The following is a 26,476-nucleotide window of genomic DNA, read 5'->3' on the forward strand; positions in this document are numbered from 1 at the left end:
CTCCTGCCCAGGGCTCTTTCCCGGCCGGGCTCCGCCAAGCTAAAGACCCATTCCCTTTCAAGTCAAATGGTCATCATATGAATTGAGTGGCGGCGCGTGCCCGTCGCACGGCCGCGAGGAGGACTCCATGAGCGCACCGGCCGAGGACGGCCCCGTCAAGGATCCCATGCTCCTCGCGGGCACGGCGCGTCGGCTGCTGGCGGCCGCCGGGATGCCGGAGGAGTGGGCGGAGGCGGTGGCCGACGTGCTGCTGGAAGCCGATCTCCTGGGCCATCGCACCCACGGCCTGTCCATGCTGCCCAACTACCTGGAGCGGATCGAGCGCGGTGCGACGGCCCTGCGAGGAGAGGTGCAGGTGCTGATGGATGGCGGGGCGAGCTTCGCTTGGCGCGCGAACCGGCTGCCCGGCGCCTGGGTGATGCGCCTTGCGATCCGCGAGGTGCTCGCCCGCGCGGCCGGGCACCCGGTGGTGACCGCCACCATTGCCGACTGCGCGCATATCGGCTGCCTACAGGCCTATCTGAAGCCGATCACGGATCACGTGCTATTCGTCACGTTGGCGACGACCGATCCCGGCATCGCCTCGGTCGCGCCATTCGGCGGCGCCGATCCTGTGCTGACCTCCAATCCCGTCGCCTACGGCATCCCGACCCATGGCGACCCGATCCTGATCGACCACAGCACCTCGGTGGTCTCGAACGGCAGCATCGCCGCCTATGCCGCGCGCGGGGAACGGACGCCGGGGCCCTGGTTGCTGGACGGGCAGGGCCATCCCAGCGACGACCCGGCCACGCTGGCCGCAGATCCGCCGGGCACCATCGCGCTGCTGGGCGGGCCGGAGTTCGGCTACAAGGGCTTCGGCTTCTCGTTGATGGTGGAGGCGCTGAGCCTCGGCCTGTCCGGCCATGGCCGCAGCACCGTGCCGGCGCGGGGTGGGCAGGGCGTGTTCCTGCAGGTGATCGATCCCGCCGCCTTCGCCGGGCGTGATGCCTTCCTGCGCGAGACCACCGCACTGGCCGAGCGGTGCCGGGGCAGCAGGCCGCGCGAGGGCAGCCCGCCCGTGCGCCTGCCCGGCGAGCGCGCCCTGGCCAACCGCGCCCGCCACCTGGCGGAGGGATTGCCCTACCCGGCCAGGGTGCTGGCCTCCATCGAGGACTGGGCCCACCGCCTGGGGGTGGACCCGGCCCCGGCATTGGGCAAGCCAGCGCCCTGAAGCGCCGCCCAATCCATCCCTACGAATCTTTCGGGAGGCTGCCAGCCCATGAAGATCACCGGCATCCAGTCCATCGTCGTGAACGCCCAGATGCGCAACTGGGTCTTCGTGAAGGTCCTCACCGACCAGGACGGCCTCTATGGCTGGGGCGAGGCCACGCTGAACTGGAAGACCCGCGCCGTGACGGGCGCCGTGGAGGACCTCGCCCCGCTGCTGATCGGGCGCGACCCGCGCGACATCGCGCAGGCCTGCCGCATCATGCAGAAGCACAGCTACTACCGCCTGGGCATCATCGGCATGACGGCGATCAGCGGGATCGAGCACGCGCTGTGGGACATCGCGGGCAAGGCGCTGGGCGTCCCGGTCTGGCGGCTGCTCGGCGGGCGCGTGCGGGACAAGGTGCGGCTCTACACCCATCTCGGCCTCGGTGACATGAGCGCCGTGTACGAGACATTCGACGCCGGCCGGCTGACCGAGCGCGCGCAGGCCGTGCTGGAGGCCGGCTACGACGCCCTGAAGGTCGTGTTCATCCCCTATGCCGGCGCGAACGCCTCGCCCGCCGCGCTGCGGCACGTGGAGCGGCTGGGGCGCGCCCTGCGGGACGCGGTGGGCGAGGACACGGAGGTGATGGTGGACTTCCACGGCCGTCCCGCGACCGTCTCCGCCTCGCTCGGCTTCATCCGCGCGCTGGAGCCGCTGGCCCCGATGTTCTGCGAGGAGCCCATCCAGCCCGGCGACACGGAGGGGCTGGTGCAGATCGTCGCCGCGTCCCCCAGCCCCATAGCCACGGGCGAGCGGCTGGTGGGGGTGCGCGAATTCGCCGAGCTGCTGCAGCGCCGGGCGACGCACATCCTGCAGCCCGATCTCAACCACTGCGGCGGGCTGCTGGAGGCGCAGAAGATCGCCGCTTTCGCCGAGGTGGCGCAGGTCGGCATCGCGCCGCACAACCCGAACGGCCCGCTCGCCGGGATCGCCGCGCTGCACTACGCCGTGGCCACCCCGAACTTCCTGATTCAGGAGGCAATGCCAGGGTCCGTGCCCTGGTACCACGACGTGGTGCGCCAGCCCGTGCAGCGCGACGGCGGCTTCTGGCCCGTGCCGGAGCTGCCGGGCTTCGGCGTGGAGGTGGACGAGAGGGAGGCGGCGAAGCACCCATTCCAGCAGGAGGTGCTGCACACGCAGAACGCGATGCTGGAGGACGGCACGGTGGTGGATTGGTGAGGGGCGGGACCATGGAAGAGACATCCGTCACCCTGAATCTCGACGCGCATGGCATTGCGACGCTGACGCTGAACCGGCCGGAGGTCGGCAATGCCTACGACGAGGTGTTGCTGCGGCGCTTCCGCGACCTGCTGGAGGAGGCAGCTGGCCGGCCGGAGCTCCGCGCCCTGGTGGTCCGGGGCGCGGGCCGCCACTTCCAGTGCGGGGCGGACCTGCGCTGGATGGCGGAGGTGGCGGGACAGTCCCCCGAGAGAGGCCGGATGGCCTCGGAGGCGAGCGTCGATGCCTTCCGGCGGCTGAACGAGTTCCCGGCGCCGACCCTCGCCCTTGTGCAGGGCGCCTGCTTCGGGGGCGGCTGCGGCCTGCTCTGCTGCGTTGACATCGCCCTCGCCGTCCCGGAGGCGGTGTTCGGGCTGACCGAGGTGCGCGTCGGTGTCGCGCCCACCCCCATCTCGACGCATCTGGTGCACGCGCTGGGCCTGCGCCAGGCACGGCGCTACGCCCTGACCGGCGAGCGCTTCGACGCGGCAACGGCGCTCCGGATCGGCCTGGTCCACGAGATCGTGCCGGCCCCGGAGATCGAGGACCGCCTCGGAGCCCTGTTATCGGAGGTCCTGGCCGCGGCGCCGCGAGCGGTGGCCGTCACGAAGCACTCCCTTCTCCGCGCCAATCGCCTTCTGCTGACGGATAAGGACGCGTCCGCGCTGGCCGATGAGTCCCGGCTTCAGCGCGCCAGCGAGGAAGGAAGGGAGGGGTTGCTGGCCTTTCGCGAGAAGCGGCGGCCATCCTGGCAGCCCGGGAACTCAGGTGAAGGTTGAATGGGGTCTCCGCCACACGGGCCAGCCTCTGCCCCTCATTGCGCACCACAGCTCCGCTAGCGGTCCGAAAGCCACCGTGTTGGCTTCGCCGCTTTCAGGATCTAGTAGGATTTCGGCATCCCCAGCACGTTCTGCCCGATGAAGGCGAGGATCAGGTTGGTGGAGATGGGCGCGATGCGCTGCAGCCGACAGTCCCGCCACTTCCGCTCGATGTCGAACTCGGTGGCGGCCGCGAAGCCGCCATGAGTTTGCATGCAGGCCTCCGCCGCATCCCAGGCCGCCTCCGCCGAGAGCAGCTTGGCGACGTTCGCCTCCTCGCCGCAGGGCTTGCCTGCCTCATAGAGCGCCGCCGCCGCCCGCGTCAGCATCTCCGCCGCCCGATACTCGGCGTAGGCGCGTGCGATAGGAAACTGCACGCCCTGGTTCTGGCCGATCGGGCGCCCGAACACCACGCGCTCCTTCGCGTAGTCCACGGAGCGGCGCGCGAAGTAGCGGCAGTCGCCGATGGACTCGGAGGCGGTGAGGATGCGCTCCGCGTTCATGCCGTCCAGGATGTAGCGGAAGCCCTGCCCCTCCTCGCCGATCAGCGCGTCGGCGGGCACGCGCAGGTTGTCGAAGAAGACCTCGTTCGTCTGGTGGTTCACCATCGTCTCGATGCGTCGCGTGGTCAGGCCGTTTCCCGCGGCCTCCCGCATGTCCACCAGCAGCACGGAGAGGCCTTCCGTCCGCTTTTTCACCTCCTCCAGCGGCGTGGTGCGGACCAGCAGCATCATCAGGTCCGACTTGTGCGCGCGGGAGGTCCAGATTTTCTGGCCGTTGATGACGTAGCCCTCGTTGTCGCGCACGGCGCGCGTCCGCAGCTTCAGCGTCTCGGACCCCGTGGTCGGCTCCGTCACGCCGAAGGCCTGGAAGCGGATCTCGCCCGTGGCGATGCCCGGCAGGTACTTCCGCTTCTGCTCCTCGGTGCCGTGCCGCAGCAGCGCCTTCATCATGTACATCTGCGCGTGGCAGGCGGCCGCCGAGCAGCCGGCCGCGTGCACCTCCTCCAGGATGACGCAGCCCGCGCGCAGCGGCAGGCCGGCGCCGCCGTACTCCTCCGGGATCAGGGCGCCGAGGTAGCCGGCGTCGCTCATGGCGCGCACGAACTCCTCAGCGTAGCCGTCCGTCCGCTCCAGCTCCCGCCAGTAGGTACCGGGGAAGCCCTTGCACACCGCGCGCACGCCCTCGCGGATGTCGGCGAAGTCATCGCCCAGCTCGACGCTGGCGCCCGCCAGGGTGGGATCGATGTGGTTCATGCCGCGTCTCCTCTTCAGCGGCCCTGGAAGACGGGCCGCCGGCGTTCATTGAAGGCGCGCACGCCCTCGCGCCGGTCTTCGGTCGGGATGGTGCGCTCATAGGCCTGCACCTCGAGTAGCAGGCCCGTCGTGAGGTCGGTCTGCAGCCCCTGGTGCACGGCCTTGCGGATCTGGCGGACGGAGACGGGGGCGTTGGCGCAGATGGTGCGCGCGACCTCCATCACTCGCGGCATCAGCTCATCCGGTTCGAGGACCGCGTTGACCATGCCCCAGCGCTCCGCCTCCGCGGCGCCGAAGGCGCGGCCGGTGATCAGCAGCTCCTTCGCGCGCCGCTCCCCCACCGCGCGCGGCAGGTTCTGCGTGCCGCCCGCGCCCGGCATGATGCCCCGCGTCACCTCCGGCAGGGCGAAGCTGGCGGTGCTGGCCGCGTAGATGAAGTCGCAGCAGAGCGCGAGCTCGCAGCCACCCCCGAAGGCGGCGCCGTTCACGGCCGCGATCACCGGCACGGCGGAGTTGAGGACGGCGTAGGCGCTCTCCTCCGCGATGGCGTGCTGCAGCCGCCACTCGTCGTCGGTCATGCCCTGGCGTTCCTTCAGGTCGCCGCCGGCACAGAACGCCTTGTCGCCTGTGCCCGTCAGCACGATGCAGCGCAGGTCGCCGGGGGTGAAGGCGAGCGGGCCGAACAGCTCCCGCAGGTCCTCCATCGTCGCCGTGTCGATCGCGTTCCGCACCTCCGGCCGGTTGAAGCGCACGACGAGGAGGCCGGGCTCGACCTCCTCCACCGCCAGGCGGCGCCACTCCCGCTTCATGCTCATTCCGCCGCCCTCGCGGGGGCCGTGCCCAGCACGCGCGCCGTCGCCTCACCGAGCGCGGGCGGGGAAGATCGCAGCGCCGGGCGCTCCCCGTCGAAGCGCAGGGGCAGGCCGAGCAGGGACAGGTCGCTGTCCGGCGCGTGCTGCATCATCCCCACCGCCTCGAACTGCGGCTCCGCGCAGACCTCGTGCAGGCCGAGCACCGGGGCGCAGGGCACGCCCGCCCCCATCAGCGCCTCCAGCCACTCCGCGCGGCTCCGCGTGGCCACCACGGCCTCCACCAGCGCGTTCAGCTCCTCCCGCGCGCGCACGCGGTCGGGGTTGGTGCGGAAGCGCGGATCATCGGCCCATTCCGGGTGCCCCAGCGCGGCGGCGCAGCGGCGGAACAGGTTGTCGTTCCCCGCCGCGATCACCAGCCAGCCGTCGCGCGCCTCGAAGGCGCGGTAGGGGGCGATGCCCGCGTTCTCCGTGCCCAGCTTGCGCGGCGCGCGGCCGGAGACGCCGTAGGTGGAGACCTGCGCCGAGACCCAGGCCAGCGCCGTCTCGTAGAGGGAGGTGCCGACCTCGCACCCCTCTCCCGTGGCGTCGCGCCGGCGCAGCGCGGCCAGCACGCCGATCATGCCCCACAGGCCCGAGCCCTGGTCCACCAGGGAGGGCCCGACGCGCACGGGCGGCCGCCCCTCCTCCCCCGTGATGCCCATGATGCCGCCATAGGCCTGCATCAGCGGGTCGTAGCCCGGCCGGTCCTTCAGCGGGCCCGCCGGGCCGAAGGCGCCGAGGTGGCAGTAGATGAGGGAGGGCTTGTCCCCGCGCAGCGTCGCCGCGTCCAGGCCGAGCCTCTCCACCAGCCCGGGCCGCAGGTTCTGCACCACGATGTCCGCCTCCGCCGCGATGAAGCGGCGCAGCGCCGCCACCTGCGCGGGGTCCTTCAGGTCGATCGCGGCGGACCGCTTGTTGCGGTTGAAGGCGTTGAACACGGTGGAGGCGCCGTTCGCGAAGGGCGGGCCCCAGTTGCGGGCGTCGTCGCCGCCCACCGGGGGCTCCACCTTGATCACCTCCGCCCCCAGCTCCGCCAGGACCATCGCGGCGGAGGGGCCGGCGATGCTCGTGCCCAGCTCCACCGCCACCAGTCCCGCCAGCGGCGCCGCCGCGCTCATGCCGCACCCCGCAGCGCGGGGGCGTCGGCCGGGAAAAGCGCCGCCACGCCGGGCAGGCTGTCGATCCCCTGCGCCCGCTCGAAGAGCTGTGCGGCCTCCGCCTCGCCCAGCACGGGCCCCGCGCATCCCATGAACTTCTCCCTCAGCTCCTCCGGCCCCGCCGGCGCGCAGAAATGCCCGCGCGGGAAGGCCACCGGACCGGAATCCAGCACCCGGCCATCGGCCATTACGATCCGCGCGCGGTCGCTCGGTGCCAGGCTGGGCTCGTCCGGGTTGGATCCCTCGACCGTGCGCACCGACACGCGCGGGAAGAGCGCGCGCAGCTCCGGGCGGGCCAGGAAGGCCTCGCTCAGCTCCGCCGGGCCGCAGCGCCGCGCGACGGCCATGCTGGCGGCGGCGAACTCGGCGCTGAACTTCGCCTCCAGCACCGTGCGCGGCGCGTGCTGGCGCAGCATCCGTGCCTGGCCCACGCCGATCTCCAGCTCCACCGCCTCGATCGCGGCGGGATCCACGTCGTGCGTGCGGCACAGCCCGCCCACCGCGTCCAGCACCCGGTGCGCCGCGTAGCATACGGGGTAGAGCTTCACGTTCAGCCCGCGCTCCAGCAGGTGCCAGCGCGCGCCGAATGCGGCGGGGGAGGCGGTATCCACCCGGCCGCGCGGCGAGAGGGCGCGCAGCAGGCCCAGCCCGTGCTCCAGCGCGTCGGGGGAGGCGGTCAGCCCCGCTTCCGCCATCCGCACCGCCTCCAGGCCGGACCGCACGGCGTGGCCGAGCTGGAAGGATTTCGTCATGGAACCGAAGTTGGAGACCACCCCGCCGGCGAGGGATGCGGCGATGCCGATGGCGTGGGTCGCCGCGTCCTCGTCCAGCCGGCGCAGCACCGCGGCGGCGGCAGCGGCGGCGAGGGTCCCGAAGACGGCGCTGGGGTGCCAGCCCTTCTCATGGTGGGGGTCGCTCTCGCGCCCGATCAGCTCGGCCCAGGTCTCGTAGCCCGCCGCGTAGGCCGCCGCCATCGCCGCGCCGTCCGCGCCTGTCGCCGCGGCCTCCGCCAGCACCGCGGGGACCAGCACGGCGCTGGGATGGCCGCTCAGCCCGGTGTCGTCGAAATCCAGCACGTGGGCGGCGGTGCCGAGGAGCAGCCCGGCCTCCGGCGCCGGGACCGTGCCGCGCAGCAGCCCCGTCCACCCATGGCCGGCGTCGCCGGTCACCGCCCGCCGCACGACCCGGCAGGCCGGCTCGTCCCAGCCGGCGAGCATGACGCCCAGGAGGTCCGTGAAGCCCGTGCGGATCACCGGGCGCGCCGCCTCGGGCAGCCCCTCTCCCGACATGCCAACCACGAAGCGGCCGATCTCCCGCGTCAGGCCCAAGCGCGCCTCCCCAAGGGGGCTCTTGCCAGCCCCGTAGCGGCCAGAGAGAACCAGAAATGTTGGCCTGTCAACAAACGTGTTGAGAATCCTGACCTGTGCTGGAGCAATAGCCGGGGCGGCGGTATCCTGCGGAACCGGCGGGCTCCGGCCCGGCGAGCAGGGAGAGGCGTCTGAATGGCGGATGACGGCTTCGCGCGCCCCGAGGGCGCGGAGGGTGGCGAGGAGGCCGATCCGCGCTACATCGTGCCCGGCCTCTCGCGCGGGCTCGCGCTATTACAGCTCTTCAGCCGCCAGCGCCCGGCGCAGACGCTGCAGGAGCTCGCCGCCGGGCTCGGCATCACCCGCTCCGCCGCCTACCGCCTCGCCTACACGCTGGAGAAGGACGGATTCATCCTTCGGGACGCGGCGACGCGACGCTACCGGCTGACCGCGCACGTGCTGACGCTGGGCTTCGACTACCTCAACTCCCAGCCCCTGACAGGCCTCGCCGCCCCGGCCCTGCAGCAGCTCAGCAGCCTCACCTCCGCCGCCACGCACCTCGTCGTGCTGGACGGCTGGCAGGTGGTCTACCTCGCCCGCGTGGCGCCGCCCGTCGCGCTGGTGAGCAACCTGCAGATCGGCACGCGGCTGCCCTGCCACATCACCGCCAGCGGCCGGGCGCTGCTGGCCACCCTGGACGAGGCGGAGCTCCGCCGCATCTACGCGGTGCTGCGGCGGGAGAGCCGCGACGTGCCGCCCCCCTCCTCCTTCGAGGCGCTGGCGGAGCAGGCGGCGGAGGACCGGGCCCGCGGCTACGTCTTCCGCGGATCGATCCTCGATCCCGGGCTGATGACCTTCGCCTGCGTGGTGCGGGACGGCACGGGCAAGGCGGTGGGCGGGGTCAACGTGGTCGGCCCGGCGGCCCTGCTGGAGCGCTTCGGCGGCGAGGAGGCGCTGCGCGCCGCTGTGCTGGACGCGGCATCCTCCGTCTCCCGGCAACTCGGCTTCCAGGGCGGCTGACCCATCCCATTCAGCGTTGTTTGACAAACATCTATGTTGATAGGTCAACTTCCAGCCGATCGGCCCACAGGATGGGTCGGCGCGGGAGGAATAATGCTGACGAATGCCGATTTCAGCCTGGAAGGGCGCGTCGCCCTCGTCACCGGCTCGGGCCGCAACATCGGCCGCGCGGTGGCGGAGGCCTACGCGGCCGCCGGCGCCCGGGTGGTGGTGAACGGCCACAAGGACCGCGACGCGATCGAGGCCGTGGCGGCCGGCATCCGGGAGCGCGGCGGGGAGGCGATCGCGGTCCTCGCCGACGTCTCCGATCCCGCCGCCGTCTCGGCGATGGTGGCGGAGACGGTGGAGCGGTTCGGCGGGCTGGACATCACCGTCGCCAACGTCTCGGTCCGGCCCTACCAGCCCTTCCTCGAGATCAGCCTGGAGGACTGGGACCGGGTGATCCGCACCAACCTCTCCTCCACCTTCTACCTCGCCCGCGCGGCGCTGCCGCACATGGTCGCGCGCGGCCGGGGGCGGCTGATCCACGTCTCCGGGATGGACGGGTTCTTCGGCAACGTCACCCACCGCGCCCACAACGTGACCGCCAAGGCCGGCATGCACGGGCTGGCCAAGGCCATCGCGCGGGAGTTCGGGCCGCAGGGGATCACCGCCAACACCGTGGCGCCCGGCCCGATCGACACGGAGCGGGACTGGACCCAGTACGTCCACCAGGAGCGGGAGCAGGTGCGGGCGGGCGTGCCGCTCGGGCGGTATGGCGGGGTGGACGAGGTGGCCGGGGCCTGCCTGTTCCTTGCCAGCGACGCGGGCGGCTACGTCTCCGGCCAGGTGATCCACGTCAATGGCGGCTACCTGATGATCTGATGGCGACGGGGACAGCTGTTGATGGGTCAACAAGCGGTTTGACATCCTAATTTCACCCCCTAGGCTTCCCATTGGGACGCGCCAGAGAGCGCGCCGGAAGCGGGCCAGGAGTCGGGTATGCCGTTCAGCACGTCGCGCCGTTCGCTGATGATGGCCGGGGCGGCGCTCGCTGCCGGTCCGGCCCTGGCAGCGGGCGCCGCCCAGGCCCAGGAACGCTACCCGGCCAAGCCGATCACCCTCGTCATCCCTTTCCCGCCCGGCGCCTCCACCGACCTCGTCGGCCGCCCGCTCGCGCAGCGCATGTCGGAGGCGCTGGGCGTGCCGGTGGTGGTGGAGAACCGCGCCGGCGCGGGCGGCATGCTCGGCTCCGAGTACGTGGCCCGGCAGAGGCCGGACGGCTACACGCTGGAGATCGTGCTGAACGCGACGCACGGCCTCATCTCGCTGTTCAACCGCAACGTCTCCTACGACCCGTTCCGCGACTTCAGCTACGTCGTGCTCGCGGCCAGCGCGCCCACCGCCTTCATGGCGCACCCCTCCGTGCCCGCTTCCACCGTGGCGGAGCTGCTGGACCACGCGAGGCGCAGCCCGGACAACCTGCAGGTCGGCAGCTCGGGCGTCGGCTCCCATCATCACCTCGGCGTCGCGCTGCTGCGCCAGCGCACCGGCCTTCCCTTCGTCCACGTTCCCTTCCGCGGCGGCGGGGAAGCGATGACGGCGCTGATCGGCGGCCACGTCCCGCTCGCCTTCGGCACCCTCTCCACCGCGCTGGAGGCGGCGCGGAGCAAGCAGGTGAAGATCCTCGGCCTGATGGACGCGGAGCGGGCGGCGGTCGCCCCGGGGGTGCCGACGATCGGGGAGACGCTGGAGGGCTACAGCGCGCCCTCCGTCCTGATCGGCGTCCTCGGGCCCGCGCGGATGCCGGAGCCGGTCGTCGCGCGCCTGAACGCCGTCATCAACGAGGCCCTGGCGAACGAGGCCGTCCGCATGCGGCTGATGGAGTTGGGCGTGCAGCCCATGGGCGGCACGCCCGATGCCTTCCGGGACCGCTTCCGCGCGGACATGGACCGCTTCCGCGCCATTATGGAAACGGCGGGTATCCAGCCGGAATGACGGCGCCGGAAAGGGTGACGATCAGCGAGGTCTCGCTGCGGGACGGCCTTCAGATCGAGGCGGCGATCCTGCCGACCGGGGCGAAGGTGGCGCTGGCCGGCGCGCTGGCCGATGCCGGGCTGACCTGCATCGAGGCGACGGGCTTCGTCCACCCGAAGGTCATCCCGCAATTCGCCGATGCGGAGGCGGTGATGGCCGCCCTGCCACGCCGTCCCGGCCTTCGCTACGCCGCCTTCGTGCCGAATGAACGCGGCGCCGAGCGGGCGGTGGCGGCAGGAGTGGACCTGAAGTGCGGCGTGGCCGCGAGCGACCGCTTCAATGCCCTGAACGTGCGGATGACAACGGAGCAGGGCATGCAGTCCATCGGCGGCATCGCGCGCGTCGCCGCCGGCACCGGATCGCGCATCGTGGGCGTTGTCGCGACCGCGTTCGGCTGCCCTTACGAGGGCGCCGTGGACCCGAACCGCGTCGATCGCCTCTTCGCGCAGATGCAGGAGCTGGGATCGCCCGTCACCTACCTGGCGGACACGACCGGCATGGCCGATCCCGGCGCCATCCGCCGGACCGTGGAGCGGCTGCGCCGCCGCTGGCCCGAGGCCCGGATCGGGCTGCACCTGCACAACACGCGCGGGCTCGGCCTGGCGAACGCCCTGGCAGGGCTGGACGTCGGGATCCGGGATTTCGAGTCCTCCATCGGCGGCCTTGGCGGCTGCCCCTTCGCGCCGCTCGCCGTAGGCAACGTCTGCACGGAGGACTTCGTCCATATGCTCGGGGCCATGAACTTCGAGACGAGGATCAACCTCGACCGGTTGCTGGACGCGGCCCGGCTGGCGCAGAACCTCGTCGGGCGGACGCTGCCCGGCATGGTGCTCAAGGCCGGTAAGGCGTCGGAGCGGCACGAGGCAGCGGAGAGGGAAAGCAAGCTGGGATAGAGGCGCTTGCCAGAGACCGTTCGGCGCCGATCTCGCTCATCCGTGTCCTCCGCTCAGCATCGCGCAGGCGGACGCTGGCCGTTTCTGAGCGAGCCAAGGTAGCCGGTTATGTTCAACCGGCTTGCCCGGACTTTGGCCGATGGAAGTCCTGCGCCAAGTCCGAACGGTCGACCCAGCGGGGAACGAGAGGTCGCCGCCGGGCTGGATCAGGATCAGGGCGGGGTTGCTCACCGGTCTGTGGGCGCCCTGCCCACCTCGTGTGGTCCGAGAAGAATGTCACGCTTCGGTTCTGAACCGCGGCGCAGCCAGGACCGGCTGCGGCCGAATCACCCCCGGCGGCGGAAGGTCTGGCGCTCTGCGTTGCCCCTCGGCGTGGGCGGCCTCGCCTGATCCTGAAGTTCCGCAAGGGTCAATGGCGTGGCTGCCCGAAGCCGCTCACCGGGGAGGTCAGACCAAAGCCGTACAGCGCTGCCGGGTTGTCCACCAGGATCCCTCTCATCGCCGGTCCATCCCCGACCCACTCGGCGATCCGTTCCAGGGCAAGAGCATCGTCGATCCGGTCGAAGGGCTGCACGGTTCTCTCCGACCCTGGCATGCGGCTGCTCGGCGAGTGCGGCCAGTCACTGCCCCAGAGCAGTCGCTCCGGCGCTGCGCGCACGAGGCGGCGGACGAGGCCCGCCAGCTCCGGCGCCGCCTCCGGATCCGCCACGGCGCGCTGCGGGGCGGAGAGCTTGACGTACAGCCCGAGCCCCGCCACCAGGCGCTCCACCGCCTGGGTGGCCTCGGCAAAGGGGGTATCGCGCCGCCCGACGAGGCCGAAATGGTCCACCACAACAGGCAGCCCGGCCCGGGCCAGCACCGGCCCCACCGCCGCCAGCACCCCGTGGGCGGCGTAGACCTGGAGGTGCCAGCCGCTCCCGCGCAGCCGGCCGGCGAACGCCTCCACCAGCGCTTCCGTCGCGCGCAGGTCTTCCTGGCCGCCGGTCTGGAGATTCAGCCTCACGCCGCGGGCATCGGCGGCGTGCAGGGCGGCGAGCTCCGCGTCGTCGATGCCTGCATCGACCACCACCACCGCCCGCGCGCGGCCACCGAGCCGCGCGACGGCATCCATCGTGCAGCGGTTGTCCGTGCCGTAGGTGCTGGGCTGGACGACGACGACGCGGTCCAGGCCGTGGCCGTCCAGGAAGGCCCGCAGATCGTCCGCATCGGCGAGGTCGGGCGTGTAGTGGCGCCCTGCCACGAAGGGAAAGGCGGCCGGATCGCCGAAGGCGTGGACGTGGCAGTCCGTGCCGCCCGGGGGGAGGGCGAAGGCCATCAGTCGAGCGTCGCGCCCGAGGCCTTCACCACCGGGCCCCAGTAGGCGAGCTGCCGGTCCCAGAAGGCGGCGAACTCCGCGGGGCGGGATCCGACGGGTGTCAGGCCCAGCTCCGTCATCCGCTGCCGGCAGGCGGGATCGTTCACGGCCCTCACCGCCGCGTCCGCCAGGCGCTCCACCACAGGGGCAGGCGTGCCGGCCGGGGCGAAGATGCCGTGCCAGATGTAGGTCTCGTACTCCGGCAGGCCGGATTCCGCGACGGTCGGCACCCCCGGCAGGACCGCCGCGCGCTCCCGCGTCGTGACGCCGAGGGCGCGGAAGCGGCCGTCCCGCACATAGGGCAGCAGGGCCGGGACGACGTTGACCATGAAGTCCACCTGCCCCGCCATCATGTCGTTGATCGCCGGTCCCTCGCCCCGGTAGGGCACGTGCGTCGCCTCTACCCCGGCCATGCGGGTGAAGAGCGCCGCCGAGAGGTGGAGGATCGTGCCGGGGCCGGAGGTGCCGTAGCTGTAGCCGCCCGGCCTCGCCCTCATCAGCGCGATGAACTCCTGGACGTTGCGCGCCGGGATGTCGGCGCGGATCGCCAGCACATTGGGGCTCTGCGCCACCTGGCTCACCGCCACGAAGTCGCGCCGCACGTCGTAGGGCAGCCGGGCGTAGAGGAAGCTGTTGAGCACCGCCGAGGACACCGTGTGCAGCGCCACCGTGTACCCGTCCGGCGCCGCCTTCGCGACGGCGTCCGTGCCGATCGTGCCGCCGGCGCCGCCGCGGTTCTCCACCACCACCGGCTGGCCCAGGAAGGGCGACATGCAGCCCGCGACCAGCCGGGTGACGATGTCGGCGGTGCCGGCCGCGGCGAAGGGCACGATCATGCGGACGGGCCGGTTCGGGAAGGCCGCGGCGTCCTGCGCGCCGTCCGGGGCGGCGGCGAGGGCCGCGAGGGCGGCGCAGCCCGCGGCGGCGCGCGCGATCCACTGGGGCATGGCGTGTCCTCTCCCGTTCCCGTCAGTCCACGGTGATCCTGGCGTCGCGCACCACCTCGGCCCATTTCCTGCGCTCGGCGGCGGCGAAGTCCCGGAACTCGTCGGGCGTGTTGCCGGAGGGCTCGGCCCCCTCCGCCACGATGCGCGCGCGCACCTCCGGCAGGTGGATCGCGGCGGCGATCTCCCGTTGCAGCCGGTCCACGATCGGGCGGGGCGTGCCGGCGGGGGCCATGATCCCGTACCAGGCGCTCATCTCGTAGCCGGGCACCCCGGCCTCCGCCAGGGTGGGCAGGTCCGGCAGGGCGGGCACGCGCGCGGCGGTGGTGACGGCCAGCGCACGCACCAGCCCATCCTTCACCATGCCGATGGAGGAGGGAAGGGTGGCGGGCATCATCTGCAGCGTGCCGGCGACGAGGTCGTTCAGCGCCGGCCCCGCGCCGCGATAGGGAACGTGCTGGACGTCGATCCCCGCCTTCAGCGCGAAATAGGCGCCGGCGAGGTGGTTGGCCGATCCGTTCCCGGCCGAGCCGTAGTTGATCTCCCCCGGCTTCTCCTTCGCCAGGGCGACGAGGCCGCGCAGGTCGTTCACCGGCAGGCGCGGATTCACCAGGATCAGCATCGGCGCGGCGGCCAGCAGGGTGACGGGCGCGAGCGCCGTCGCGGGGTCGGGGCGCAGGTTCCGGAACAGGCTGGGGTTCACCGCGATGGGGCCGATGTTGCCGACCAGCAGCGTGTAGCCGTCCGGCGCGGCCTCCGCCGCCATGGCGGTGGCAAGGTTGCCCGCGCCGCCCGGCCGGTTGTCCACCACGATGGTGGCGCCCAGGCGCTGCCCCGCCTTGTCGGCCACCGCGCGGGCCAGCACGTCCGTCCCTCCCCCGGGGGCATAGGGGACGATGAGGCGGATGGGCCGGCTGGGCCAGCCATCCGGCAGGTTCTGGCCGCCCGCCCGACCGGCCGTGATCAGGGCGGGCAGCGCCAGCCCGGCCCGGAGGATGTGACGACGTTGCATTCCCGTTTCCCCAGTTGTTTCCGCGTCGGCCGTTCGGCGGCTCTGTCCGCGATAGGCCCCCCGTTCCGCCGGCGGGCGGGCGATCAGGCCGGCACGGCGGCCTCGCGCACCCGCTTCACGATCGCCTCGCCCGTCGCCTTCGTGCCGAGGCGGCCGCCCACGTCGGCCGTTGCCTCGCCCGCGGCCACGGCGCTCTCCACGGCGGCCTCGATCGCGCGGCTGGCCTGCGCGTAGGCCGTGCTGCCGAGACGGTCCGCGTGCCAGTCCAGGAGCTGAGCGACGGAGAGGATAAGGGAGAAGGGGTTCGCCCTGTCCTGCCCCGCGATGTCGGGCGCCGAGCCGTGCGCCGCCTGCGCCATGGCGTAGCGGACGCCCGCGTTGACCGAGCCGCCGAGGCCGAGGCTGCCCGAGAGCTCCGCCGTGAGATCGGAGAGGATGTCGCCGAACATGTTGGTGGTGACGATCACGTCGAACTTGCCGGGGGCGCGGACGACATGGGCGCACATGGCGTCGATGATGTAGTCGTCCACCGTCACCTCGGGGAACTCGGCGGCCACCTTGCGGCACTCCTCGATGAAGATGCCGTCGCCGATCTTCAGCACGTTGGCCTTGTGAACGATGGAGACGTGCTTCTTCCGCGTCGTCGCCAGGCGGAAGGCGCTCCGCGCCACGCGCTCGCAGCACGCGCGGGTGATGCGGCGCATGGAGACGCAGACGTCGGGGGTGACGAGGATCTCGCTGCCGCCCGAGGCCATGTTCCGGTCCGCGTAGAAGCCTTCCGTGTTCTCGCGGACCACGACCAGGTCGAACTCCTCGGCCGCGTGGTGCCGCACGCCGGGATAGGTGCGCGCGGGGCGGACGTTGGCGAAGAGGTCGAGGTTCTTGCGGAAGTACATGGACGGGTTGATCCCGCCCTTCGTCTCGTCCGTGTAGTCGAAGGTGGACATGGGGCCGAGGATCAGCCCGTCCGCCTCCTGCACCCTCTCCAGCAGTTCCGGCCGCACGGTGATGCCGTGGCGGCGCAGGCTCTCATGCCCGGCGATGTCGTCCTCCAGTTGCAGACCCAGCCCGAACCGATCGGAAACCGCCTCCAGCACCGCGACCGTCGCGCCGGTGATCTCGGGGCCGATCCCATCCCCGGGCAGGACGATCAATCGCATGGCGTTGCTGGCGGACATCAGCGTCTCCCGTTTTCGGATACGCTCGTATCCCTTTGCACACAGTCCTGTCCAGCCTTCTGGCGATCCAGCGGCGGCCCCGCTATCCAGCGGCCATGACCCTGCCACCCCGTTCCGCCACGCCCGACCTCGGGCGCGACGCCTATGAGCGCGTGAAAGCCGCCATCCGCGACGGCAGCCTGCCGCCTGGCCTGCGGCTGACCGAGGCGGACCTTGTCGCGCGGCTCGGCATCTCCCGGACGCCGGTGCGGCAGGCCCTGACCCGGTTGGAGACAGAGGGGCTGGTGAGCCACGAGCCGCGCCGGGGCATCGTCGTGAGCCGCCCCGACCACCAGCAGGTGATCGAGCTCTACGCCCTGCGCGAGGTCCTGGAAGGCACGGCCGCCCGCTTCGCGGCGCAGCACGCGAGCGAGGCGGAGATGGAGGCTCTCGCACGGCTGGTAGCGGAGGAGGCCGCGGCGCTGGACCGGCCCGGCGAGCTCTCCGCCATCAACCTGCGCCTGCACGGGCTGCTGCATCGTGCCGCGCACAACCGCTACCTGCTGCGTGCCTTGGCCCAGCTCACCGACACCATGGCCTTGCTGCCGACCATGCTGGGCGACCCTGGCCGCGCCCAGCAATCCCATGAGGAGCACCGGGCGCTGCTGGAGACCTTGGAGCGACGGGACGGCGCGGCGGCGGAGGCGGCGATGCAAGGGCATCTTCGCTCAGCCCAGCAGCATCGGATCGCCTGGCTGCTCAAGCAGCTGGACCAGGAGCCGGCACCCTCCGGCGGGTAGGCGCCGGAGCGGCGTCACGCGCGGCCAAAGGTTGTCGAGCCCAGCTTCTTGGGGGCTGTCACCGGAGAGCGGCCGTACCGCTCAGGGCGAGGCACCAGCACGGGGGGGCATCTGGCGCATCACGGGCTGGACTGTGCCCTTGATTGCGTTGCTGCATGAACCCTGCAGGTGGGCCTGCATGAGCAAGGCCTGGCACGGGGTTGGCGGCCCCAGACCCGCTACCGGATCCGGAACTGGCGGGAGTACGACCGGAGGTTGATCTGCTCCGGGGCCGTGACGGTGTGGATCTCGCCCGACCTGCGTGGCACGCCGCCGAGGTTCAGCGATGTGGCGATCCAGGCTGTGCTGACGCTGGAGGTGCTGTACCAGCGGCCAATACGGGGCGCCCAGGGCATGGCAGGCAGCCTGATCCGGCAGGCTGAAGCCGCTGATCAGTGGCCCTGAACCAAGCGACGGTGATGGGCACGGACGAGGGGAGCCGCCGTTCGGCCCAAGACCTCACGGCGTTCACCTCGGCCCTCTCAGCCGGCCCTGATCAGAAGGCCATCGCGCGCGGCGCGGCCAAGGCGCGCGTCGTCCTCCGCCGTGCGGCGCGCGAACTCGGCGGGCCCCTCGATCACGCCGAAATTTCCCATCTCCACCAGGCGCTGGTGCAGCGCCGGCCTGGAGACCGCCTCGGACAGGGCGGCATGGATTCGGTCGCAGATCGCCGCCGGCATCCCGGCCGGGCCGTAGAGGCCGACCCAGCCCAGCATCTCGAAGCCCGGGAACCCCATTTCCGCCACCGTCGGCACGGCGGAGAGAGCCTCGGCGCGCCGGGCGCCGGTCTGGGCGATGACGCGGGTCTTGCCGCTCTGGATCTGCGCGAAGGCGCTCTCCGGGCTGGACCAGCCGGCCTGGAGCGCGCCGGACATCATGTCCGTCATCATCGGGGCGGAGCCCTTGTAGGGCACCTCCGTCATCTGCACGCCGGCGAGCCGGGCGAGCTCCGCCGCCGCGTAGCTGCTGGTGGAGGTCGTGGTGCCGTAGCTCACCTCCCGCGGGTGGGTCCGGGCGTACTCCACCATGCCCCGGAAATCCGTGAAGGGCGCCAGCATGCCCGCGGTGACCACCAGAGGATAGTTCGCGATCAGCGAGACCGCCGTGAAGTCCTTCACCGCGTCGTGCGGGATGTTGGGGATGGTGTACTTGTTCCCCACATGCCCCGCCGTCACGGACACCAGCGTGTAGCCGTCCGGCTGGGCGCGGGCGACGAGGTCCGTCCCGATCACGCCGTTCGCGCCCGGCCGGTTCTCGATCACCACGGGCTGGCCCAGCGTCGCCCGGATCGCCTCGCCGAAGAGCCGCGTGACGATGTCCGTCCCGCCGCCCGGCGTATAGGGGATGATGATGCGGATGGGCCGGCGCGGCCAAGCGTCCTGCGCCCGGAGGACAGAGGGCGCGAAAAGGGCCGCGAGGCCGCCTGCCATGACGGCGCGGCGCCCCGCGAACGGGCCTGGTGATGTTGCCATTCCTTCCTTCTCCTCCTCGTCGGTAGGCCCTGTGCCGGGCCCTTCCCGTTGACGTCAGGCCACGGGCTCGGCCCGGAACCGTGTGCGCAGCGCTCCCCATTCATCCGCGCCGAAGCGCGCGAAGCGGGCCGAGACGGGCGCCTGCCCGGCGCTGCTCGTCGGCCGGTCCGTCTCCCGCACGGTTTTCAGCACTGCGTCGCAGGCGTTCATCACCGTGCTCAGCAGCAGGCTCGGCATGATGGCGATGCGGTAGCCCATGGCCTCCGCCTCGCCGAGGCCGATATCGGGCGTTTTGCCGGCCACCACGATGTTCAGCAGGCAGGGGCCGCGCACCCGGCGGGGGATGGCCTCCACCTCCTCCATCGTGGCCGCCGCCTCCACGAAGGCCACGTCCGCCCCGGCCTCCAGTGCCGCGTTGGCGCGAGCCACCGCATCGTCCAGGCCGGTCACGCCGCGCGCATCCGTGCGGGCGATGATTACGAAGTCCGGGTCGCGCCGCGCGGCGACGGCCGCGCGGATCTTGGCCACGAACTCCTCGCGGGGCACCAGCTCCTTGCCGTCCAGGTGGCCGCAGCGCTTCGGCGCCACCTGGTCCTCGATATGCAGCCCGGCCACGCCGCCGCGCTCGTACTCCTGCACCGTGCGCGTGACGTTCAGCTCGTTGCCGTAGCCCGTGTCGGCATCGGCGATCAGGGGCAGGTTCGTGGCGCGCGCGATCATGCCCGCGTTCCCCGCCATCTCCGTCAGCGTCAGCAACCCGAAATCCGGGAAGCCTCGGGCCATGGAGGTGCCGGCCCCCGTCATGTAGAGGGCGGGGAAGCCGGCCTGCTCGGCCAGCTTCGCCGTGATCCCGTCGTAGACGCCGGGCGCGCGGACCATGCCGCCCGTCCTCAGCATCCCTCTCAGCTTTCCCGCGGCCGTCATGGCACCCCTCCCTCAGGACGCGAAGGCCGCGCGCTGCGGCCGCTCGGCGGTGGCGAGCATGCGGCGCGCCTTCACATGGTCCGCCGGCCGGTTCACGGACTCCGCCCCGATCAGCACGCCGTTGCGGAAGCAGTAGACCGAGAAGGCCTCGGGCCCGCCCCTCGTCACCGTCTCCTCCGCGTCCGCCGTCAGCCCCGCGATCTGCAGCCGCTCCCCCTGGTCCGACCAGAACCAGGGCACGGCCTCGTAGGGCTGCGGCTTGCCGAGGATGTCGGCGGCGGCGCAGCGGGCCTGGTCCACCGCGTTCTGCACGGATTCCAGCCGCGTCAGCCCGCCGCCATGGGCGCTGGGGAAGCGCGCGCAGTCCCCGATCGCGTGGATGCGCGGGTCCGAGGTGCGGAGCGCGTGGTCCACGATGATGCCGCGGTCCACGGCCAGCCCCGCCGCCTCCGCGATCTCCGTGTTCGGAACCACGCCGACCGCCATCACGACGAGATCGGCCGGGATGTCGCGGCCCTCCGTGGTGGTCACGCCCTCGGCCCGCCCCTCCCCAAGGATGGCGGAGATGGTCTGGCCGAGTTCCACGGTCACGCCGCGGGAGCGGTGGTACTCCAGGAAGTGGCGGGACACGGCGGGGCTGACGGCGCGGCCCATCAGCCGCTCCCCCGCCTCGATCACCGTCACCTCCGCCCCCATGGCACGGGCGGAGGAGGCGACCTCCAGCCCCAGGAAGCCGCCGCCGATGATGACCACGCGGCGCGACCGGGCCAGCGCCGCGCGCAGGGCCAGCCCATCCTCCGCGCCGCGCAGGGAGACGACGCTCTCCAGCGCCGCGCCCGGCAGCGCCAGCGGCCGGTTCCGCGCGCCGGTGGCGAGGACGAGGCGGTCATAGCCCAGCCAGCCGCCCGGCTCCGTCAGGACCCGCGCCGCCTCGCGGTCGATCCGCAGCGCGCGGGTGTTCAGGCGCAGGCCGATGCCGTGCCTCTCGAAGAAGGAGGGCGGGCGGAAGCTCAGGCTCTCCGGCCCGTCCCCGCCCTTGAGGAAGACCTTGGAGAGCGGCGGGCGCTGATAGGGCGGCTCCGCTTCCTCGCCCACCAGGGTGATGGGGTCAGCGTACCCGCCCTCGCGCAGCGAGACGGCGAGCTGGAACCCGGCCTGGCCGGCGCCGAGGACGACGACGCCCGCGCTCACAGCCCCCGTGCTCATAGCTGCGTCTCCGGCAGGCGCACCTCGAGCCCGTCCAGCTCCCGCGAGACGAAGACCTGACAGCCCAGCCGGCTGCAGGGCTCGCGCGGCACCGCCGTGGCCTCCAGCATCTCGTCCTCGATCGGCGTCGCCGGCGGCACGCGCGGGTCGTCCACGAAGACGTGGCAGGTGGCGCAGGCCGCGGCGCCGCCGCACTCGGCCACGATGCCGTCCACGTCGTTCGACAGCGCCGCGCGCATCACGCTCTCGCCGTCCTGCGCCACCACCGGCCGGCGCGTCCCGTCGGCCCCGATGAAGATGATCTCCGGCACGCTCGCCTCCGCTTCAGACCGTGACGTAGACCTGGCCGTCCTCGACCGTGACGGGATAGAGGCGCAGCCGCGTCGTGCCCGTCTCATACATCTCGCGGCCGCTCTTCAGGTCGTACTCGAAGCCGTGCCAGGGGCAGACCAGGACCTCCTGCGTGCCGTCGTAGTCCAGCTTGCCGGGCTCGCTCGGTGGCCAGGTGCCGCCGATGAGGCCGCGGCAGATCGGGGCGCCCTTGTGCGGGCACCAGTTCCGCATCGCCCGCAGCTCCCCGTCGCGGAGACGGACCACGCCGATCTCCTGCTCGCCCGCGCGCACCATCACCATCTTCCCCGCCGGGAAGTCCGCCGGCGTCCCCACCGCGTGGCGCGGCTTCTGCCGGGCCTGCACACCTGTCTCCACGGCTCCCTCCTATCGCGGCAGGCGCAGCACGTTGCGCGCGTTGATCCGCATGATCCGGTCCCGGTCCTCCTGCGGCAGGAGGCGGAAGGCCTGCATGGGCATGTCGTTGTCCCAGTGCGGGTAGTCCGTGCTGAAGCAGAGGTTGTCCACGCCGACCATTCGCACCAGACGTTCCAGGTCGCGCGGGTCGCGCGGCTCCTCGATCGGCTGGGTGGTGAACCAGACGTGCTCGGCCACGTAGTCGGTGGGGGACTTCTTCACCCAGGGCACCTCGTGCCGCAGGCCGCGCCACAGCCGGTCCATCCGCAGCATCAGCGGCACGGGCCAGACGAAGCCGTACTCCACGAAGAGGATGCGGAGCCGCGGGAAGCGCTCGAAGGTGCCGCTCATCACCAGGCTGTTGAGGTTGCTCTCCGCCCCCTGACCGAGCGTGACGTAGCGCTCGATGTAGGTGTCGGGCATGCCGCCCGCGGGCATGGGCGCGCCGTTGTAGACGCCCTCGGACCCGCTGACGTGCAGCAGCAGCGGCAGGTCCATCTCCTGCGCCGCCTCGAAGATCGGCCACCAGTAGCGGTTGCCCATCAGGATCGCCAGCGGCGGCACGGCCACGGCCACCACCTGCCTGTGCGCCCCGATGCGCCGGATCTCCGCCGCCGCCGCCGCCGGGTCCTGGGAGGGCACGACGGGCGCGTAGGTCAGGCGCTCGTCCACCGTCAGCCAGTTCTCGATGTAGTAGTCGTTGGAGGCGGAGGCGATGACGATGCTCTCGTCCACCGAGGCGTGGACGGAGCAGAAGCGCGCGGATTGCAGGCTGTTCAGGACGGCCACGGAGATGCCGTTCGCGTCCAGCAGGTCCTTCACCAGGAAATGGGGATCGCTGCCGCCGGGCATGCTCGCCTCGGGCTTCGCGTCGTCGCGCACCACCGTGCCGTTGGGCTGGGCGTAGCGCAGGGTCAGCCCGCTCTCGGTCGTGTGGGCCCGCTTGCGGATGAAGCGCTCCCGCCAGGCCTCGGTCATGTAGGGATAGAGGCTGCGGATCCCGTTCGGCAGAAGCGGGTGCACGTCGCAGTCGATGACCCCGTCCGTGCTGCGCGCCGGCACGGGGTGCGCGGCCACTGGCATGTCCATGGCGTTCCTCCTGCCGCGAGGTCGCGGCCCTGTTGGAGGCATCTAGCCATTCTGCACCGTTGAACGACAAGATGGATCATTCTATCGATTGATCCATGTCACGGATCAATCTATCGCCCGCCGACCTGGATGCCTTCCTGCAGGTCGCGGAGGCCGGCAGCTTTCGCGGCGCGGCGGAGAGGATGCGGCTCTCCCAACCGGCCGTCTCGGCCCGGATCCGGCACCTGGAGGACGGGTTGGGCCTGCGCCTCTTCGACCGCACGACGCGTCGCGTCACGCTCACCTCCGCCGGGGAGAGGCTGCGAGGCCGGGTGGAGCTGATGTTCGGGGAGCTGCGGCTGCTTCTGAACGAGCTCGACGACGAGGCGCATCTCCGTCGCGGCCGCGTCACCGTCGGCGCCACGCTCTCCGTGACGACGAGCTTCCTGCCGAGAGCCATCGCCCGCTTCCGCCGGCAGTGGCCGGGCATCGAGGTGGTGCTGCACGACGACCTCTACGGGCGCGACCTCGACCGCCTTTCCCGCGGCGAGCTAGACATGGCCGTGACGCCCTTCGCAGGGGGTGACGACCGCTTCGCCTTCGAGCCGCTGCTGACGGACCACTACCTCGTCGCCGTGCCGGCCCGGCACCCGCTGGCGCGCCGCAAGGCCGTGCCGCTGGCGGCGCTGGCGGCGGAGCCGCTGATCACCATGCCCCCGCAATCCGCCGCCTGGTCCAACTTCCAGGACGCCTTCGCGGCGATCGGGGTTGAGTTCCGCCCGGCCTTCCGGACCCGCAGCGCCCTCACCACGCTGGCCATGGTGCGGGAGGGGGTGGGGATCGGCTTCGTGACCCGTCTCATGGCCGCATCCGTCCGCATGACGGACATCACCCTGCTGCCGCTGCGGGATGCCGTGCTGGGCAGGGAGGTCGGCATCGTCACCCTCCGCGGGCGCGCGCTCCTGCCGAGCGGGCAAGCCTTCGCCGAGGTGCTGCGCCAGACCTGTGCGGGTTGACGCCTGCAATCGACACGATGGGACTGGCCTAGGAAGGCGGATCAGCCTGGATCGGCGTGGGGGATGTTACCCCATTGGCCTGGGGAAAGCACCGGCCCCGTAGGCCTTGTGCGTGGACTCCACCTGCTCCTCCGGCGTGGCGGGAACAGCCGGGTTGTCCTTCCTGCGCGGGACCGACCCGGTCATGGCAACGGCGCCGGCGACGGGATCCATCCTGACAGTTCCTTCTCGGCTTCGGGACGCGGCAGCGCGTCAGAAGCCGTAGAGGCGGGCGGGATTGGTCACCAGCAGTCGGTGCAGTCCGGCCTCGTCGGCCATCAGAGGGAGCAGGTCCAGGAGGGTGGTGTCGTCCTGCACAGCATGACGTGGGTTAACGTGCGGAAAATCAGTGCCCCAGACGACGCGGTCCGGCGCGGCCGCGATCAGGGCGCGGGCGAAGGGCAGGGCATCATGGAAAGGCGCTCCGACCGCCGAGACCCGATCGCTGCCCGAGACCTTCACCCAGCAATTCTCCCGCCGCGCCTGTTCCAGCAGCGCGCGAAAGACGGGTTGATCCACCCCGCCCGCGGCGTCCACTCGGCCCATGTGATCGATGACGAAGGGGATGCGGAGGGCGTCCAACTCGCCCCGCAGCTCAATCAGGTCGGCGGCGTCCAGGTGGATCTGGGCGTGCCAGCCGAGAGGGGCGATACGGTCCACGGTGCGGCGGAAGAAGCCGAGGTCGGGGCGGGCGCGCAGGTGGCGCACGAAGCCGAAGCGCACGCCGCGCACGCCGCCCTCGTGCAGGGCCTGGAGGGCGTTGTCGTCGAAGCTGTCCCCGATGAGCGCGATGCCGCGGTAGCGCCCGCCGCTGGAAGCGATGGCGTCCAGCATGGCACTGTTGTCCGTGCCGTGCGCCGCGCCCTGCACGATGACGGAGCGGGTGAGCCCGAGGCGGGCGTAGAGGGCGGCCAGATCCTCCTTCCCGCGGTCGAGCGGCGTGTAGGTGCGGCCCTCCGCGAACGGAAAGCGGGCCGCCGGGCCGAATATGTGGCAGTGCGCGTCGCAGGCGTTCGGCGGGGGCGTGTAGCGGGCCATCAGTCCGCCTTCACGCCGGCAGTCCGCACCACCTCACCCCAGCGGCCCACCTCTTCCCGGATGAAGGACAGGGCCTCCTCGGGTCGGCTGACGATGATGCGGGCGCCCTGGGAGGCGAACTGGTTTGCAGTGGCGGGCCGGGCCATGGCGGCGGCGGTGGCGGCGTGCAGCCGGGCCACGCGCTCGGGCGGCGTGCCGGCGGGGGCAAGGAGGGCGTACCAGTTCTCGATCTCCATGCCCTGAACGCCCGCTTCCGCGAAGGTCGGTACGTCCGGCAGGGCGGGAGAGCGCTGGGGGCTGGTCACGGCGAGGGCGCGCAGCCGGCCTTCCTGCACGTGGGGCAGCAGCACGGGCAGGTCGAGGAAGGCGATCTCCACTTCGCCCGCCAGGAGGGCCGTGATGGCGGGCGCGGCACCGCGATAAGGGACGTGGGCGATGTTGGCGCCCGTGGCGATCCTGAAGCGCTCCCCCGAGAGGTGGGGCGTGCCGCCTGGGCCAGAGGAGCCGAAGTTCAGGCGCCCGGGCCGCGCCTTGGCCAGCGCGACCAGCTCCGCCACGCTGCGTGCCGGGAGCTTCGGGTTCACGCAGAGCAGGGTGGGCACGCCGGCCACGATGGAGACGGGTGCGAAGTCCTTGCGGGAGTCGTAAGGGTTGTTCGGGATGAGGGTGACGCTCACCGCCACCGCGCCGGTGCTGCTGAAGCCGAGTGTGTAGCCGTCCGGCTGGGCCTTCGCGACGGCGTCCGTGCCCACCACCCCGCCGGCGCCGGAGCGGTTCTCCACGACCACCGACACCTTCAGCTCCTCCGACAGCGCCTGGGCGACGATGCGGGCGGCGAGGTCCACCGGCCCGCCTGGCGGGAAGGGCACGAGGAGGCGGATCGGCCTGTCGGGGAAGGACTGCGCCGCGGCCCCGGAAAAGGCCGGGGCCGCCAGGGCCGCGCCGAGGAGGGCGCGGCGGGCGAGGGGCGGAGACATCGGATGCTTCCTCTCTATCCTGTGGTCTAGTCGCAGCGGACGGACATGCCGCCATCCACGACGATCTCCGTGCCCGTGACGAAGCGCGCCTCGTCCGAGGCGAGGAAGAGCGCGGCGGCGGCCGTGTCCCGCCCGTCGCCCGCGAAGCCCATGGGGATGCGCTTCAGGCGGGAGTCCAGCAGCGCCTGCACGTCGCCGCCCGTGCGCTGGCCGGCGAGCCGCGTCTCGACCATCGGCGTGTGCATCTGCCCCGGCACCACCGTGTTCACGCGCACGTTGCGGGAGGCGTACTCCACCGCGACGACGCGGGAGAGCTGGATGACACCGGCCTTGGAGGCGGCGTAGGCCACCTGCGCCGAGCCGGTCCAGCGGATGCCGGAGGTGGAGGCGGTGTTGACGATGGAGCCGCCGCCCTGCGCCACCATGATCGGCAGGACGTGCTTGCAGGTGAGGAAGACGCTCTTGAGGTTGAAATCGATCTGGGTATCCCAGACCTCCTCGCTCATCGCCTCCGGCCCGCCCTTGGCGGATCCGCCGACATTGTTCACGAGGATGTCGATGCGCCCGAACTCGGCATGGGCCGCCTTCACCATGGCGGCGATGGACTCGCCGCTCATCACGTCGCAGGTGCCGGGGACGAAGGTGCCGCCCACCTCGCGCACGCGCGCGGCGGTCTCCTCCATCGCGGCGGGGTCGCGGTCCACGCCGTAGACCTTCGCGCCCTCCCGCGCGAAGAGCACTGCGGCGGCGCGGCCGTTGCCCCAGCCCGTGCCGACGGAACCGGCGCCGGTGATGACGGCGACCTTGCCCTCGAGACGTCCTGCCATGGTGTGCTCCTGATCGGATCGATTGCTTCTGAGAGGTTGAGCGACGGAAGAGGCGGGCGGCCCGG

28 protein-coding genes are annotated in these 26,476 nt (G+C 71.9%); 10 read left to right on the forward strand and 18 right to left on the reverse strand.

Annotated features, from left to right (window positions below; all coding sequences use genetic code 11):
• Positions 1–127 precede the first annotated feature (127 nt).
• Genes VQH23_RS08630 through VQH23_RS08640 form a run of 3 tightly spaced genes read left to right on the forward strand, consistent with a single transcriptional unit; the run spans position 128 to position 3,252 of the window.
• Positions 128–1,213 (forward strand): Ldh family oxidoreductase, encoded by a 1,086-nt coding sequence (locus tag VQH23_RS08630; protein ID WP_338665225.1) that lies wholly within the window; start codon positions 128–130, stop codon positions 1,211–1,213.
• A 48-nt stretch (positions 1,214–1,261) separates the two neighbouring features.
• Positions 1,262–2,434, forward strand: coding sequence for an enolase C-terminal domain-like protein (locus VQH23_RS08635; RefSeq protein WP_338665226.1), 1,173 nt, complete (start codon positions 1,262–1,264; stop codon positions 2,432–2,434).
• Between the two features lie 11 nt (positions 2,435–2,445).
• On the forward strand, positions 2,446–3,252 hold the full coding sequence (locus VQH23_RS08640; RefSeq protein ID WP_338665227.1) for an enoyl-CoA hydratase-related protein: 807 nt from the start codon (positions 2,446–2,448) through the stop codon (positions 3,250–3,252).
• A gap of 101 nt (positions 3,253–3,353) precedes the next feature.
• Here the strand turns inward: VQH23_RS08640 and VQH23_RS08645 are convergent, their stop codons facing one another.
• Genes VQH23_RS08645 through VQH23_RS08660 form a run of 4 tightly spaced genes read right to left on the reverse strand, consistent with a single transcriptional unit; the run spans position 3,354 to position 7,883 of the window.
• Positions 3,354–4,547 carry an acyl-CoA dehydrogenase family protein gene (locus VQH23_RS08645; RefSeq protein ID WP_338665228.1) on the reverse strand — a complete coding sequence of 398 codons (1,194 nt, stop codon included), beginning with the start codon at positions 4,545–4,547 and terminating at the stop codon, positions 3,354–3,356.
• A gap of 14 nt (positions 4,548–4,561) precedes the next feature.
• Positions 4,562–5,362: an enoyl-CoA hydratase-related protein gene (locus VQH23_RS08650; protein WP_338665229.1), complete on the reverse strand. Its 801-nt coding sequence runs from the start codon at positions 5,360–5,362 to the stop codon at positions 4,562–4,564.
• A complete protein-coding gene (locus VQH23_RS08655) occupies positions 5,359–6,516 on the reverse strand; it encodes a CoA transferase (RefSeq protein WP_338665230.1) in 1,158 nt (385 codons plus the stop codon). Before VQH23_RS08655 ends, VQH23_RS08650 begins: the two co-directional genes overlap by 4 nt.
• Positions 6,513–7,883: an MmgE/PrpD family protein gene (locus tag VQH23_RS08660; RefSeq protein ID WP_338665231.1), complete on the reverse strand. Its 1,371-nt coding sequence runs from the start codon at positions 7,881–7,883 to the stop codon at positions 6,513–6,515. Before VQH23_RS08660 ends, VQH23_RS08655 begins: the two co-directional genes overlap by 4 nt.
• Positions 7,884–8,057: 174 nt before the next feature.
• Here VQH23_RS08660 and VQH23_RS08665 point away from each other — a divergent pair, with 174 nt between their 5' ends.
• The 4 genes from VQH23_RS08665 (at position 8,058) to VQH23_RS08680 (ending at position 11,791) form a co-directional block, all read left to right on the forward strand.
• On the forward strand, positions 8,058–8,882 hold the full coding sequence (locus tag VQH23_RS08665; RefSeq protein ID WP_338665232.1) for an IclR family transcriptional regulator: 825 nt from the start codon (positions 8,058–8,060) through the stop codon (positions 8,880–8,882).
• A 93-nt stretch (positions 8,883–8,975) separates the two neighbouring features.
• Positions 8,976–9,746 (forward strand): 3-oxoacyl-ACP reductase family protein, encoded by a 771-nt coding sequence (locus VQH23_RS08670; protein WP_338665233.1) that lies wholly within the window; start codon positions 8,976–8,978, stop codon positions 9,744–9,746.
• A 117-nt stretch (positions 9,747–9,863) separates the two neighbouring features.
• On the forward strand, positions 9,864–10,859 hold the full coding sequence (locus VQH23_RS08675; protein ID WP_338665234.1) for a tripartite tricarboxylate transporter substrate binding protein: 996 nt from the start codon (positions 9,864–9,866) through the stop codon (positions 10,857–10,859).
• Complete coding sequence (locus VQH23_RS08680; protein WP_338665235.1) at positions 10,856–11,791, forward strand: hydroxymethylglutaryl-CoA lyase; 936 nt, start codon at positions 10,856–10,858, stop codon at positions 11,789–11,791. The genes VQH23_RS08675 and VQH23_RS08680 overlap by 4 nt, the downstream gene beginning before the upstream one ends.
• Positions 11,792–12,200: 409 nt before the next feature.
• On the opposite strand, the gene VQH23_RS08685 is transcribed toward VQH23_RS08680, so the two are convergent.
• The 4 genes from VQH23_RS08685 to VQH23_RS08700 all read right to left on the reverse strand — a co-directional run bounded on the left by VQH23_RS08685 (position 12,201) and on the right by VQH23_RS08700 (position 16,279).
• The gene (locus VQH23_RS08685) at positions 12,201–13,106 is read right to left on the reverse strand and encodes an amidohydrolase family protein (protein ID WP_338665236.1); all 906 of its coding nucleotides are present in this window, start codon (positions 13,104–13,106) and stop codon (positions 12,201–12,203) included.
• A complete protein-coding gene (locus VQH23_RS08690) occupies positions 13,106–14,092 on the reverse strand; it encodes a tripartite tricarboxylate transporter substrate binding protein (protein WP_338665237.1) in 987 nt (328 codons plus the stop codon). The genes VQH23_RS08685 and VQH23_RS08690 overlap by 1 nt, the downstream gene beginning before the upstream one ends.
• 22 nt (positions 14,093–14,114) lie before the next feature.
• On the reverse strand, positions 14,115–15,101 hold the full coding sequence (locus tag VQH23_RS08695; RefSeq protein ID WP_338665238.1) for a tripartite tricarboxylate transporter substrate binding protein: 987 nt from the start codon (positions 15,099–15,101) through the stop codon (positions 14,115–14,117).
• 83 nt (positions 15,102–15,184) lie between these two features.
• Positions 15,185–16,279 carry an isocitrate/isopropylmalate family dehydrogenase gene (locus VQH23_RS08700; protein WP_338665239.1) on the reverse strand — a complete coding sequence of 365 codons (1,095 nt, stop codon included), beginning with the start codon at positions 16,277–16,279 and terminating at the stop codon, positions 15,185–15,187.
• Between the two features lie 95 nt (positions 16,280–16,374).
• Between VQH23_RS08700 and VQH23_RS08705 the strand changes: the two genes are divergently transcribed.
• Complete coding sequence (locus tag VQH23_RS08705; protein ID WP_338665240.1) at positions 16,375–17,058, forward strand: GntR family transcriptional regulator; 684 nt, start codon at positions 16,375–16,377, stop codon at positions 17,056–17,058.
• 273 nt (positions 17,059–17,331) lie between these two features.
• Positions 17,332–17,502 carry a transposase gene (locus tag VQH23_RS08710; RefSeq protein WP_338665241.1) on the forward strand — a complete coding sequence of 57 codons (171 nt, stop codon included), beginning with the start codon at positions 17,332–17,334 and terminating at the stop codon, positions 17,500–17,502.
• 77 nt (positions 17,503–17,579) lie between these two features.
• Here VQH23_RS08710 and VQH23_RS08715 read toward each other — a convergent pair whose 3' ends face one another.
• The 6 genes from VQH23_RS08715 to VQH23_RS08740 are packed head-to-tail and all read right to left on the reverse strand — an operon-like array spanning position 17,580 to position 22,535.
• Entirely contained in the window at positions 17,580–18,569 is a 990-nt protein-coding gene (locus VQH23_RS08715) for a tripartite tricarboxylate transporter substrate binding protein (RefSeq protein ID WP_338665242.1), read from the reverse strand.
• Positions 18,570–18,623: 54 nt separating this feature from the next.
• The gene (locus tag VQH23_RS08720) at positions 18,624–19,493 is read right to left on the reverse strand and encodes an isocitrate lyase/PEP mutase family protein (RefSeq protein ID WP_338665243.1); all 870 of its coding nucleotides are present in this window, start codon (positions 19,491–19,493) and stop codon (positions 18,624–18,626) included.
• Positions 19,494–19,505: 12 nt separating this feature from the next.
• Positions 19,506–20,699, reverse strand: a complete 1,194-nt coding sequence (locus tag VQH23_RS08725; protein WP_338665244.1) for an FAD-dependent oxidoreductase — start codon at positions 20,697–20,699, stop codon at positions 19,506–19,508.
• Positions 20,696–21,010 (reverse strand): 2Fe-2S iron-sulfur cluster-binding protein, encoded by a 315-nt coding sequence (locus VQH23_RS08730; protein ID WP_338665245.1) that lies wholly within the window; start codon positions 21,008–21,010, stop codon positions 20,696–20,698. Before VQH23_RS08730 ends, VQH23_RS08725 begins: the two co-directional genes overlap by 4 nt.
• A 13-nt stretch (positions 21,011–21,023) precedes the next feature.
• Complete coding sequence (locus VQH23_RS08735) at positions 21,024–21,407, reverse strand: Rieske (2Fe-2S) protein (protein ID WP_338665246.1); 384 nt, start codon at positions 21,405–21,407, stop codon at positions 21,024–21,026.
• A 9-nt stretch (positions 21,408–21,416) separates the two neighbouring features.
• Positions 21,417–22,535: an amidohydrolase family protein gene (locus tag VQH23_RS08740; protein WP_338665247.1), complete on the reverse strand. Its 1,119-nt coding sequence runs from the start codon at positions 22,533–22,535 to the stop codon at positions 21,417–21,419.
• A 95-nt stretch (positions 22,536–22,630) separates the two neighbouring features.
• On the opposite strand from VQH23_RS08740, the gene VQH23_RS08745 reads away from it, so the two are divergent.
• The gene (locus VQH23_RS08745; protein WP_338665248.1) at positions 22,631–23,530 is read left to right on the forward strand and encodes a LysR family transcriptional regulator; all 900 of its coding nucleotides are present in this window, start codon (positions 22,631–22,633) and stop codon (positions 23,528–23,530) included.
• A 66-nt stretch (positions 23,531–23,596) separates the two neighbouring features.
• On the opposite strand, the gene VQH23_RS08750 is transcribed toward VQH23_RS08745, so the two are convergent.
• Genes VQH23_RS08750 through VQH23_RS08765 form a run of 4 tightly spaced genes read right to left on the reverse strand, consistent with a single transcriptional unit; the run spans position 23,597 to position 26,411 of the window.
• Entirely contained in the window at positions 23,597–23,743 is a 147-nt protein-coding gene (locus VQH23_RS08750) for a 3-keto-5-aminohexanoate cleavage protein (protein WP_338665249.1), read from the reverse strand.
• Positions 23,744–23,782: 39 nt separating this feature from the next.
• Positions 23,783–24,607 (reverse strand): amidohydrolase family protein, encoded by an 825-nt coding sequence (locus VQH23_RS08755; RefSeq protein WP_338665250.1) that lies wholly within the window; start codon positions 24,605–24,607, stop codon positions 23,783–23,785.
• Positions 24,607–25,584 (reverse strand): tripartite tricarboxylate transporter substrate binding protein, encoded by a 978-nt coding sequence (locus VQH23_RS08760; protein ID WP_338665251.1) that lies wholly within the window; start codon positions 25,582–25,584, stop codon positions 24,607–24,609. The genes VQH23_RS08755 and VQH23_RS08760 overlap by 1 nt, the downstream gene beginning before the upstream one ends.
• Positions 25,585–25,610: 26 nt before the next feature.
• Positions 25,611–26,411, reverse strand: coding sequence for an SDR family NAD(P)-dependent oxidoreductase (locus tag VQH23_RS08765; RefSeq protein WP_338665252.1), 801 nt, complete (start codon positions 26,409–26,411; stop codon positions 25,611–25,613).
• Between the last annotated feature and the right edge of the window lie 65 nt (positions 26,412–26,476).

The organism is Pararoseomonas sp. SCSIO 73927 (assembly GCF_037040815.1).
In the GTDB taxonomy this organism is placed as follows: domain Bacteria; phylum Pseudomonadota; class Alphaproteobacteria; order Acetobacterales; family Acetobacteraceae; genus Roseomonas.

Coding starts and splice junctions, on each gene's coding strand:
- VQH23_RS08630 (WP_338665225.1), top strand. CDS start 128: ATGAGCGCACCGGCCGAGGACGGCCCCGTCAAGGATCCCATGCTCCTC.
- VQH23_RS08635 (WP_338665226.1), top strand. CDS start 1,262: ATGAAGATCACCGGCATCCAGTCCATCGTCGTGAACGCCCAGATGCGC.
- VQH23_RS08640 (WP_338665227.1), top strand. CDS start 2,446: ATGGAAGAGACATCCGTCACCCTGAATCTCGACGCGCATGGCATTGCG.
- VQH23_RS08645 (WP_338665228.1), bottom strand. CDS start 4,547: ATGAACCACATCGATCCCACCCTGGCGGGCGCCAGCGTCGAGCTGGGC.
- VQH23_RS08650 (WP_338665229.1), bottom strand. CDS start 5,362: ATGAGCATGAAGCGGGAGTGGCGCCGCCTGGCGGTGGAGGAGGTCGAG.
- VQH23_RS08655 (WP_338665230.1), bottom strand. CDS start 6,516: ATGAGCGCGGCGGCGCCGCTGGCGGGACTGGTGGCGGTGGAGCTGGGC.
- VQH23_RS08665 (WP_338665232.1), top strand. CDS start 8,058: ATGGCGGATGACGGCTTCGCGCGCCCCGAGGGCGCGGAGGGTGGCGAG.
- VQH23_RS08670 (WP_338665233.1), top strand. CDS start 8,976: ATGCTGACGAATGCCGATTTCAGCCTGGAAGGGCGCGTCGCCCTCGTC.
- VQH23_RS08675 (WP_338665234.1), top strand. CDS start 9,864: ATGCCGTTCAGCACGTCGCGCCGTTCGCTGATGATGGCCGGGGCGGCG.
- VQH23_RS08680 (WP_338665235.1), top strand. CDS start 10,856: ATGACGGCGCCGGAAAGGGTGACGATCAGCGAGGTCTCGCTGCGGGAC.
- VQH23_RS08685 (WP_338665236.1), bottom strand. CDS start 13,106: ATGGCCTTCGCCCTCCCCCCGGGCGGCACGGACTGCCACGTCCACGCC.
- VQH23_RS08690 (WP_338665237.1), bottom strand. CDS start 14,092: ATGCCCCAGTGGATCGCGCGCGCCGCCGCGGGCTGCGCCGCCCTCGCG.
- VQH23_RS08695 (WP_338665238.1), bottom strand. CDS start 15,101: ATGCAACGTCGTCACATCCTCCGGGCCGGGCTGGCGCTGCCCGCCCTG.
- VQH23_RS08700 (WP_338665239.1), bottom strand. CDS start 16,279: ATGTCCGCCAGCAACGCCATGCGATTGATCGTCCTGCCCGGGGATGGG.
- VQH23_RS08705 (WP_338665240.1), top strand. CDS start 16,375: ATGACCCTGCCACCCCGTTCCGCCACGCCCGACCTCGGGCGCGACGCC.
- VQH23_RS08715 (WP_338665242.1), bottom strand. CDS start 18,569: ATGGCAACATCACCAGGCCCGTTCGCGGGGCGCCGCGCCGTCATGGCA.
- VQH23_RS08720 (WP_338665243.1), bottom strand. CDS start 19,493: ATGACGGCCGCGGGAAAGCTGAGAGGGATGCTGAGGACGGGCGGCATG.
- VQH23_RS08725 (WP_338665244.1), bottom strand. CDS start 20,699: ATGAGCACGGGGGCTGTGAGCGCGGGCGTCGTCGTCCTCGGCGCCGGC.
- VQH23_RS08740 (WP_338665247.1), bottom strand. CDS start 22,535: ATGGACATGCCAGTGGCCGCGCACCCCGTGCCGGCGCGCAGCACGGAC.
- VQH23_RS08745 (WP_338665248.1), top strand. CDS start 22,631: ATGTCACGGATCAATCTATCGCCCGCCGACCTGGATGCCTTCCTGCAG.
- VQH23_RS08750 (WP_338665249.1), bottom strand. CDS start 23,743: ATGGATCCCGTCGCCGGCGCCGTTGCCATGACCGGGTCGGTCCCGCGC.
- VQH23_RS08755 (WP_338665250.1), bottom strand. CDS start 24,607: ATGGCCCGCTACACGCCCCCGCCGAACGCCTGCGACGCGCACTGCCAC.
- VQH23_RS08760 (WP_338665251.1), bottom strand. CDS start 25,584: ATGTCTCCGCCCCTCGCCCGCCGCGCCCTCCTCGGCGCGGCCCTGGCG.
- VQH23_RS08765 (WP_338665252.1), bottom strand. CDS start 26,411: ATGGCAGGACGTCTCGAGGGCAAGGTCGCCGTCATCACCGGCGCCGGT.